The organism is Methylorubrum podarium (assembly GCF_022179745.1).
Classification (GTDB): domain Bacteria; phylum Pseudomonadota; class Alphaproteobacteria; order Rhizobiales; family Beijerinckiaceae; genus Methylobacterium; species Methylobacterium podarium.
Genome location: NZ_BPRD01000106.1, coordinates 1 through 9,610, shown reverse-complemented (window position 1 = coordinate 9,610; position 9,610 = coordinate 1). Strand labels below are relative to the sequence as shown.

The window sequence follows — 9,610 nt, the reverse complement described above, 5'->3', positions numbered from 1 at the left end:
TCGGATTCCGGCAAGCGGCTCGCCGACCTCGACGGCGTGATCCTCGTCGGCGGCGCGACCCGGATGCCGGTGATCCGCAGCCTGGTCGCCCGGCTGTTCGGGCGGCTGCCCCTGGTCCATGTCGATCCCGACACGGCGGTGGCGCAGGGGGCGGCGGTGCAGGCCGGGCTCAAGGCGCGCCACGCCGCCCTCGAAGAGGTGGTGATGACCGATGTCTGCCCCTTCACGCTGGGCATCGCCGTCACCGAGAACGCCCGCACCGCCGGGGCGACGCAGGTGATGCTGCCGATCATCGAGCGCAACGCCGCCGTGCCGGTGAGCCGGGCGCACCGCGTCACCACGCTCTACGACGGCCAGGACCACATCGACGTGAAGGTGTTCCAGGGCGAGAGCCTGCGCCCGGACGACAACATCCCGCTGGGCGAGGTCCCGGTGACGCTGCCCAAGGCGCCCGCCGGCAGCGAGACCGCCGAGGTGCGCTTCACCTACGACATCAACGGCGCCCTGGAGGTCGAGGTCGCGGTGGTCTCCACCGGCCTGCGCCGCCGTCAGGTCTTCCGCAACGGCGCCAACCTCGACGAGGCGGAGATCGAGGCCCGCTTCGCCGCCCTCGCCGCGATCAAACTCGCGCCGCGGGAGCAGGCGGAGAACCGGGCGCTGCTCGCCCGCGCCGACGCGCTCTACGCGGAGCTGCGCGGCGATCTGCGCCAGCACGTCGCCGGCCGCATCGCCCGCTTCGAGCGGGAGATCGCCGAGGCGTCGGGCAGCGAGCCCGAGGCCGTGCGGGCGGCCTTCGCCGCCGATCTCGACGCCCTCGAAGACCACCGCTTCCGGTTCTGAGATCGATCGATGATGACTCATCGTCGATGGCCCGCGCGACGGCGCGGCGGCGGGCGTCCGCCGGACGCAGGGAACCCGACCATCGGTCGGGTTCCCTGCGTCTTGGTATGGGACCCTTCATGACCTACAGCGCCTGGCGCCTGCTCGGGCTCGAACCGACGCGGGACGCGTCGGCGATCCGCCGCGCCTATGCCCGCCGCCTCAAGCTCACCCGGCCCGACGAGGACGCCGAGGGGTTTCAGGCCCTGCTCGCCGCCCGCGAGCGCGCCCTGGCCGAGGCGCGGCGGCTCCCGGCCGAGGCGTCGCAGGAGACCGAGGACCCGGACGTGACCGCCGGGCAGGGCGAGGGCGTCGCGGTGACCGCCTCGCCGGATCCGGGCCCGGCCGACGATCTCGCCGCGCCGCCGGAACCGCCTCTCCCGCGCGATGCGGATGCCGCGGCCTCCGCGCCCGAGGCGCCGGCGCTTCTCGTGCGCGACCTCGACCCCCCGCCCGCGCGCCCCAACCCCGCATTCCCCGATCCCGCGCCGGATGCGCCGATCCCCCTGGTGATCGACATCGCGCCGCTCGAGGCCGGGCCGGCGGAGTGGAACGAGGCCCGCGCGCTCGAATCGGACCTGCCACCCTTCCTCCGCGACGGCCCGGACAGCCTGACCCCGTGGCTGGCGCGGGCGCGGCGGCTGCCCGCCCGGCCCCGCGCCGTGGCGGAGGCGGCGCTGCTGCGGGCGCTGTTCGGCCTCTGGCGCAGTCCGGACGGACGGTTGACGGCCAAGCACGTCGAGGCCACCCGCCCGGCGATCCTGCGCGCCGCCCCGGTCTTCGGCTGGCCGCGGGAGGATGCGGTGCTCGCCGCCCGCTTCGATGCGCGCGATGCGGCCATCGTCGCCCAGATCCTGCGCGACCTGATCCCGCCCGAACCCGGCGATCCGGCGGTGGTAGCGGTGCCGGTCTTTCCGCACGGGCGCCTGCCGCTCCAGGCGGGCGATGCCGTCGCCTTCCTCGAATCCGCGCCGCACGCCCTCAAGGCCTACGAGGCGATGCGGCGGCGGCTCCCCCCGCCCCGGCACCTCGCCCTCTACGCGCTGCTCGCCCCGCATGTCTGGGCGGTGGCGCATCGCCGCTGGGGCGTGGCGCTCGCGACCCTGGCGGGGCTGTGGCTCTCGTTCCTGCTCGCGGAGGCCGCGACGAAGGAGAGCGGGGGCCGGGCGATCGCCCTCGGAATCCTCGCGCTCCTTCTCTGGGCCGGCACCGCCGCCGCGACGGCGTTCCGGGCCGACCGCATCCAGATCGCGGCGGCCGCCCGCGCCGCGCGCCGGGCCGGGCGCAAGGGCGTCTACGCGCCCGCCGAGCGGGCGACGCGCCTGCGCAAGGCCGGCTCCCGCATGGGCGGCTGGGGCTGGCTGGTGCTGCTGTGGGGCGGCTCCATCGCCTTCATCGGCCCCTATTTCGGTCTGGCGGCCATGATCACCACCCTGCTCGGTCGATAGGGCGGTCCGCGCCGCGTCGGCTCGACCGCGTCGGCTTGACTTGTCCGCGGCGCCGGAGTCCCTGGCTGCCCGGCCGGAAGCCGGCCCCGCTCGGACCAAGGGAGGTTCGCCGACATGCTGACGACGACCGCGATCCGACTCGTCGCCGTGGGCGCGGTGCTGCTTCTCGGCGGCGGTGGCCGGGCGCAGACGCCTTCGACCGAGGCGGCACCGCTCCTGACGCCGCGGCCGGTCTTCGTGCCGGGCCTCTACGAGACCGAGAGCCGCAACAGCCGGTTTCAGGATCAGGGCGCGAAGGGCGAGGCCTGCCTGGCCTCCGCCGACTACGAGGCATTCCGCCGCGAGACGATGGCGCAGTACCAGTCGAACCCGCGCTTCCTCAATGCCTGTCGTCTGAGCGAGACCCGCGACCTGCCCGACGGCTTCGTCTTCGCCATGGATTGCAGGGAATCGAAGGTCGTCCTGACCTATCACTTCTCCAAGGACCACGTGACGGGCACCATCCAAACCCTCACCACCCGGCGCCCCGAATTCTCCTCCGAGATCCTGACCCTGATGCGCCGGCTCGGCGATTGCCCCGGCGGGGAGAAGCCGGGCAAGAAAACCTGATCCGGGCGGGACGGGAGGACGCGGCATGGCCGGCACGCCCTACGGCATCGCGGACGCGGAGCGCGACCTTCGCGCCGATCTCGGCCGCGCCCCGGCGGGGGCGGTCGCGGGCGCCTGGAGCGCCACCACGATGCAGGCGGGCCACGCGCAGATCTCGGGCGGCTACACCGACGCCGCGGGACGTTACCTGGATCCCGAGCCCCGCCGCGCCTTCGACGCCGTCGGCGCGGTGGTCGAGCGCCTCGCCGCGGCGGGCGGGCCCGCCTTCAACCGGGTCGAGATCCGCTGGGCGCCGGCGCGCTTTCCCCGGTCCCTGCTCGGGCAACCGGGCCGGGTCCTCGTGGAGACGGTGTTCGACCCCGGCATCGTTCCGCGGGGACCCGACGACCCGGCCTACGAGGCCGCCGCGACGGCCCGCCGCCGGTTCTGGGAGGGGCGCGGCCGGCTGGTCTCCGGCTGTGCCGCGGACGCCTCGAACGCCAACATGTACGGCCAGACGAAATGGTTCGGCCCCCATCGCCGCATCCTGCTTCTGCGCCCGGCCGGCGGGGCGGGGGAGGGGGTGGTGCTCGCCACCGACGGCCTGTCCACGCCCTGGGCCGGCATCCCCGACCCGGAGAACGGCGTCGCCTGCGAGGTCGCCCTGCGGCTGCCGGACGGGCCGGCGGAGGAGGCGGAGCGGGTGCGCCTCTGGGCCAACATCCTGATCTGCCTCGGCGACCGCGTCGCGGACGGCCATCGTGTGGCGCGGGACGTGGCCGAGCACGGGGCGATCCTGTTCTCCCGCCTCCCGGCCGAGTGCGCGCCGTTCGCGCAGGTGATCCTCGCCGGGGCGGCGGACGGCGCGGCGATCGCCGACCTGCCGTTCGGCTCCGTCCCACTCCTCGAAGCCGTCCCGGTGACTGCGGCCGAGGTGGCCGACGACGATCCCGACGAGGCCTGGGGGGCCGGCACGGCCCGCGCGGCCATCGCCCGGCGGGGCAGGCCGGAGCCGCTCTGACGCGGCCGTCGAAAGCGCCTGCCGCAGGAGTCTGCGGGAACCACGCACCCTCCGGCCTGGACCCACGGTGCGCGGCCTGTCCGCTCCCCCGATCTCGGGATTGAAGCCCCCTCGTACGGCTTCCGTTTGATCACTTCGGTTTCTCCCCCGTCATTGCGAGGCGAAGCCGTGGCAATCCAGGGCGCGACCTTTCCGGTTAGGGCGGCGCGCTGGATCGCTTCGGCTCCGCCTCGCGATGACGAATCAGGCAAGGCCCGAGGTGATCAGCCGGAAACCGTATCAGCCGTCCGCCACCTTGCGCTTGAGGAAGTCGCGCATCAGCCGCGCGATCTCGGCGTGGTGCGTTTCCAGCGCGAAATGCCCGGTGTCGAGGAAGTGGATCTCCGCCTCGGGCAGGTCGCGCCGGTAGGCCTCCGCGCCGGGCGGGATGAAGAACGGATCGTTCCGGCCCCAGACCGCGAGCAGCGGCGGTCGGTGCGCGCGGAAATAGGCCTGAAACGCGGGGTAGAGCGCCACGTTCGTGCGGTAGCTCAGGATCAGGTCGAGCTGGATCTCCTGCGCCTCTGGCCGGCGCATGAAGTGCTTGTCCAGCGTCAGACCGTCGGGTGAGACGAGGCCGGCGGGTGCGCCCTGCCGGTACTGGACGTCGATGGCCGCGTCGCTGAGCGCGGCGCGACAGGCCTCGCGGTTCGCCGGGCTCGGATCGCGCCAATAGGCCTGCCAGGGTTCCCATTCGCGGCTGAGACCCTCGAGGTAGGCGTTGCCGTTCTGGGTGACGATGGCGCTAATCCGTTCGGGATGGCGCATGGCCAGGCGAAGGCCGGTCGGGGCACCGTAATCGAAGATGTAGAGGGCGTAACGGCTCAGCCCCATCGCATCGACGAAACCCTCAACGACCTCCGCGAGGCGGTCGAAACTGTACGCGAACTGCGCCCGTGGCGGCGCGACGGTGTTGCCGAAGCCCGGCAGGTCGGGCGCGATGACCCGGTAGCGGTCCGCCAGCAGCGGGATCAGGTCGCGGAACATATGCGAGGCGGTCGGGAAGCCGTGCAGCAGGAGCAGCACGGGCGCGTCGCGGGGACCGGCCTCGCGATAGAACACCTCGACATCGCCGACCCGTTTGGTTGCGTAGCTCGTCGTCATCCGATGGATCTCCGGGGAAGCGGAGGAGCGCGGGGCGGGCGTGGCGGCCCTGGCCGGCGAGGCCGCGAGCGGCATCGCGGCGACGCCCACACCCAGAGCCGCGAGCACGTTGCGCCGATCCGGACCGTTCAGGGTCGCCGTCATGGCTGCTTCTCCTCCATGCCTTTCGATGGGCCGGAGGGTGGCCTTTCACGCGATCTGCAACAAGTCTCGGCGACTGCAATCTCAAATTTCAGGATCTGCAACGATGGACCGGCTCGATGCCATGGCCGTCTTCGTGACGGTCGTCGAGGCAGGCTCGCTCGCCGCGGCCGCGCGCAGGCTCGGACACTCGCCGGCCACCGTCACCCGCGCGGTCGCCATGCTGGAGGCCGGCCTGGGCGAGCGCCTGATGCATCGCTCGACCCGCTCCCTACGGCTAACCGAGCGCGGCGAGCGCCAAGTGATGGTGTACCGAAGCGTGCTGGCCGAACTCGCCGAGGCGGACGAAGCCGGCTCGGCGACGACGCGCATCACGGGGCGCATCGTCCTGACCGCGCCGGAGCTCTTCGGCCAGAAGGTGCTGATGCCGATCCTCGAAAGGTTCCTCGACGCGCATCCCGAGGTGAGCGCGCGCGTGCTCCTGCTCAACCGGGTCGTGAACCTCGTCGAGGAGGGGGTGGACGCCGCCATCCGGCTCGCGCCGCTGCCGGTTTCGAGCCTCGTGGCGGTCAGGCTCGGCGAGATGCGCCGACTGCTCTGCGCGGCGCCGAGCTATCTCGACCGAGCGGGTCGCCCGGCAACGCCCGGCGATCTCCAGCGGCATCGCTGCCTCGGGACGGACGACGGCGCCGCACGCGAGCTGTGGCCGTTCATCGACCCTCGACCGGGCCGTCACCGGCCCCTGTCGCAGACGATCCAGCCCCGCATCGCCCTGAACATCGCCGGCGCCGCCATCGATGCCGCCATCCGCGGAGGCGGCATCTGCCGCGTGATGGCCTACCAGGTCGCCGAGCACATCGAGGCCGGACGCCTCGTCCCGCTCCTGCGGGCGTTCGAGCCGGCGCCCTCCCCGGTGCACCTGGTCTTCCACCCGATCCCACGGCGGAACGTCGCCATGCGGGCCTTCATCGATCACGCGACGCCGAACCTGCGATCGGCCGTGGCCGACATCTCGCGGCGCATTCGGCCCTTCGCGGGTCCCGATTGAGTGTCCGATTCCGGGGGACTCGCCCTTGGCAGGCACTTGGCAGGCACTTGGCCGGTACTTGGCCGGTACTTGGCCGGTACTTGGCCGACGGCGCCGGGGTCGTGGGACACGCGGACGCGATTGCGCCGCCGGACGAGGCGTGCAGGACCGCCCGTGGGCCATATCTCCCGCCGAGTCCTTCCGCGGTTGCGCTCGCCCCGGCGGGCATGAGCGCCTAGAACGCTTCGCGATCGCCCGATCACGGGCGCGAGAGGAACGGACGGAATGGACATGCAGGCTCCGCCCGGACAGGCGGTGGCGCGTCTGGTGCCGCCGGTACCGGCGCCGCCGGAGCGGGAATTGCCGACGCTGCGCTTCATCGCGGCGATGCGGGTCAACGGCATCCTCTGCTGGCCGGCCTCCGCCTACGAGGCCCCCTTGCGCCGCCGCCGGCTGTTCGGGCGCACCCGCTTCACCGTCAGCGACCCGGACCTCGTGCGGCGCGTGCTGGTGGACAACGCCGCCCACTACGCCCGCACCCCGATCACCATCCGCCTGCTGCGGCCGATGCTCGGCGACGGCCTGCTCATCAGCGAGGGGACGGCGTGGCGCCACCAGCGGCGGACGCTCGCCCCCGCCTTCACCCCCCGGGCGGTGGAGACGCTGGTGCCCCACATCCTCTCGGCGAGCGACGAGGCGGTCGCCGCCCTCGACGGCGCGGCGGCGCGCGGGCCGGTCGATCTGTTCGCCGCGCTCCAGCGGCTTGCCCTGGAGATTGCCGGGCGCACCATGTTCTCCGTCGGCATGGCGGATCACGGCGAGCGCCTGCGCGGCTTCCTCGAAGCCTACGCCGCGCGGCTCGGGCGCCCGCACCTGACCGACCTGCTCGTGCCCCTGCGCTTCGCCACGCCCCTCGACCGGGCCCGCGCCCGCTTCCGCCGCGACTGGGTCGCCTTCCTCGATCGGGTCATCGCCGACCGCGACGAGGGCCAGGGCGGGCGGCATCAGGGCGAGGCCCGCGATCTGCTCGACCTCCTGCGCGCCGCCCGCGATCCGGAGACCGGCCGGGGCTTCTCGCACGAGGAGCTGCGCGATCAGGTCGCCACCATGATCCTGGCCGGTCACGAGACCACGGCGGTGACCCTGCTCTGGGCCTGCACCCTGCTCGCGCTCGCGCCGGAGGCGCAAGCGGCCGTCGCGGCGGAATCGACGCGTGCGGACAAGCCGTTCACCCGCGCGGTGATCGAGGAGACGATGCGGCTCTACCCGCCGGCCTTCGTGCTGGCCCGCCGCGCGCTTCGTCCGGACGTGCTCGCCGGCGAGAGCGTCCGGCCCGGCGACAGCGTGACGATCTCGCCCTGGCTGCTGCACCGTCATCGCCGGCTGTGGCGCGACCCCGACGCCTTCGATCCGAGCCGCTTCCTGCCCGGCGCGCCGCCCGTGCCCCGCTTCGCCTACCTGCCCTTCGGCGCCGGGCCGCGGGTCTGCATCGGCGCGGCCTTCGCGCTGACCGAGGCGACCCTCGCGCTGAGCCGGATCGTCGGGCATTTCCGGATCGAGCGGGCGGACGCCCGCCCGGTGTTGCCGGCGGCCGTGGTGACGACCCAGCCCGACCACGCCCCCGCCTTCCGGCTGACGCGGCGGGCGTGAGCGAACGGCGCGTCGTTCAGAAATCCACCGAGGCGGAGAGCAGCACCGTCCGCGGCGTTCCCTGGGCGAGGATGCCGCGCCCGGTCGTGGCCCAGTAGTTGTTGCCCGTCACGTTGACGACGTTCGCCCGGAGGGTCAGCGGCCTGTCCTGGAACAGGGTGGCATAGCGCAGGCCGAGATCGAGCGTCGCCCAGTCGGGGATCTTCTGGCTGTTGGCGAGATCGTAGTACTGCGCGGCGGTGTAGATCACCCGGCCCGTCAGGCTCAGGCCCGGCAGGAGGCTCGGCGGAAGGTCGTACTCCCCGTAGAGGTTGAGCTGCACCTCCGGCACGCCGATCGCGACCCGGCCGACATTGCGCGGATCCTGCGCCTGCACCTGCACTCCGTTGAGCAGGCTGACGCCGCCCAGCACCCGGATGCCCGGCACCGGCTCGCCGAAGACCGTCAGCTCGACGCCGCTGTTGCGCTGGCGCCCGTCGACCGAGAAGACCAGGGTGCGGGCATCGAGGAAGCCGAAGGGCTGCTCGATCTCGAAGGCGGCAAAGCCGAGGCCGACGGTGCCGAGGTCGAGCTTCGCGCCGACTTCCGTCTGCCGCGAGACCGCCGCCGGGAAGGCGGCGCTGGCGTTGACGGCATTCACGGGAGGCGCCGGCGAGGTCAGGCCCTCGACGTAGTTGGCGTAGAGCGAGAGCCGCTCCCACGGCTTCACCACGATGCCGACGCCCGGCGAGAAGGCGCCGCTCTCGCTCGTGCCGGTGCGGAAACCCGTGGCCGGGTTATAGGAATTCACGTCGAGGCTCTGCCAGCGCCCGCCGACGGTGACGAGCACCCGCTCGTCGAAGAGCGACATCGTGTCGGCGATGGCGAGGCTACGGTTGATCCGGCTCGACGTGCGCGGCGTCGCATTCGACAGTCCGAAGGTCGAGCGCGGCGCGACGGAGACCGGATCGTAGAGGGTCGACACGATGACCGGGCCGACATTCTGCGCCGTCGGCTGCGCCAGATCCTGCCAGAAGCCGACCGCGGCGAGACCGAAGCTGTGCCGGATCGGGCCGGTCTCGACGATGCCGCGCAGGCCCGCCTCGGCGGTCCGGTTGACGATGTGCATCGGCAGGTAGCTGATCGGGTCGCGGTAGTCGCCGCGCGTGTTGAAGATCGTCAGCACGCCGCCGAAATATTCCTGCCGGAAGTTCGAGCGCCCGTAGGCGCTGTAGAGGGTCAGGTCCGGCGTCAGATCGTACTCGACCCGGGTGGCCAGTTGCTGGTTGGCGCTGTCGCGATACTCCCACGGCTGCTGCTGGTTCAGGGTCAGGTCCGGCGCGCGGGGAATGCGCACGCCGGCGGCCACGTTGCGGTTGCGCAGCGGCGACCGGACGTCGAGTTCCTGGTAGCCGAGGTCGAGCGCGGCCCGCAGGCGCTCGCCGCGATAGTCGAGGGCGAGCGCGGCGGTGCCGAAATGGACGCTCTGGTTGTCGATCGGCGTGGCGCCGTTGTTGAACGCGCCGTTGAAGCGGAGGCCCCACTCCTTCGCCTCCCCGAAGCGGCGGCTGATATCGACCGCCTTGTAGACCTGCGCATCCGACGCGTAGCCGAGGGTGACGCGATTGAGCGGCTCGTCGAGGGCGCGCTTCGGGATCAGATTGATGACGCCGCCGATATTGCCGAAGGGCGGCACCCCCGAGAGCAGGGTCGAGGGGCCGCGCAGCACCTCGA

Annotated in this window: 8 protein-coding genes; 6 read left to right on the top strand and 2 right to left on the bottom strand. The window is 72.7% G+C overall.

The genetic code is table 11. From position 1 onward, the window contains the following. The 4 genes from MFF42_RS05695 to MFF42_RS05680 all read left to right on the top strand — a co-directional run. On the top strand, positions 1–840 hold an 840-nt coding region (locus tag MFF42_RS05695; RefSeq protein ID WP_238254882.1), incomplete at its 5' end, for an Hsp70 family protein. 119 nt (positions 841–959) lie between these two features. Further along, complete coding sequence (locus tag MFF42_RS05690; RefSeq protein WP_238254881.1) at positions 960–2,327, top strand: hypothetical protein; 1,368 nt, start codon at positions 960–962, stop codon at positions 2,325–2,327. 114 nt (positions 2,328–2,441) lie between these two features. Then, the gene (locus MFF42_RS05685; protein WP_238254880.1) at positions 2,442–2,936 is read left to right on the top strand and encodes a DUF3617 domain-containing protein; all 495 of its coding nucleotides are present in this window, start codon (positions 2,442–2,444) and stop codon (positions 2,934–2,936) included. A 25-nt stretch (positions 2,937–2,961) separates the two neighbouring features. Next, positions 2,962–3,936 carry a hypothetical protein gene (locus tag MFF42_RS05680; RefSeq protein ID WP_238254879.1) on the top strand — a complete coding sequence of 325 codons (975 nt, stop codon included), beginning with the start codon at positions 2,962–2,964 and terminating at the stop codon, positions 3,934–3,936. Positions 3,937–4,215: 279 nt separating this feature from the next. Here MFF42_RS05680 and MFF42_RS05675 read toward each other — a convergent pair whose 3' ends face one another. Next, positions 4,216–5,079: an alpha/beta fold hydrolase gene (locus MFF42_RS05675; protein WP_238254883.1), complete on the bottom strand. Its 864-nt coding sequence runs from the start codon at positions 5,077–5,079 to the stop codon at positions 4,216–4,218. A 247-nt stretch (positions 5,080–5,326) separates the two neighbouring features. On the opposite strand from MFF42_RS05675, the gene MFF42_RS05670 reads away from it, so the two are divergent. Together MFF42_RS05670 and MFF42_RS05665 are read left to right on the top strand one after the other, a co-directional pair. Next, entirely contained in the window at positions 5,327–6,268 is a 942-nt protein-coding gene (locus MFF42_RS05670) for a LysR family transcriptional regulator (RefSeq protein ID WP_238254878.1), read from the top strand. 264 nt (positions 6,269–6,532) lie between these two features. Next, complete coding sequence (locus MFF42_RS05665) at positions 6,533–7,897, top strand: cytochrome P450 (RefSeq protein WP_238254877.1); 1,365 nt, start codon at positions 6,533–6,535, stop codon at positions 7,895–7,897. Positions 7,898–7,913: 16 nt separating this feature from the next. On the opposite strand, the gene MFF42_RS05660 is transcribed toward MFF42_RS05665, so the two are convergent. Then, the coding region (locus MFF42_RS05660) for a TonB-dependent receptor (RefSeq protein ID WP_238254876.1) at positions 7,914–9,610 on the bottom strand (1,697 nt) is incomplete at its 5' end.

Coding starts and splice junctions, on each gene's coding strand:
- MFF42_RS05685 (WP_238254880.1), top strand. CDS start 2,442: ATGCTGACGACGACCGCGATCCGACTCGTCGCCGTGGGCGCGGTGCTG.
- MFF42_RS05675 (WP_238254883.1), bottom strand. CDS start 5,079: ATGACGACGAGCTACGCAACCAAACGGGTCGGCGATGTCGAGGTGTTC.
- MFF42_RS05665 (WP_238254877.1), top strand. CDS start 6,533: ATGGACATGCAGGCTCCGCCCGGACAGGCGGTGGCGCGTCTGGTGCCG.
- MFF42_RS05670 (WP_238254878.1), top strand. CDS start 5,327: ATGGACCGGCTCGATGCCATGGCCGTCTTCGTGACGGTCGTCGAGGCA.
- MFF42_RS05680 (WP_238254879.1), top strand. CDS start 2,962: ATGGCCGGCACGCCCTACGGCATCGCGGACGCGGAGCGCGACCTTCGC.
- MFF42_RS05690 (WP_238254881.1), top strand. CDS start 960: ATGACCTACAGCGCCTGGCGCCTGCTCGGGCTCGAACCGACGCGGGAC.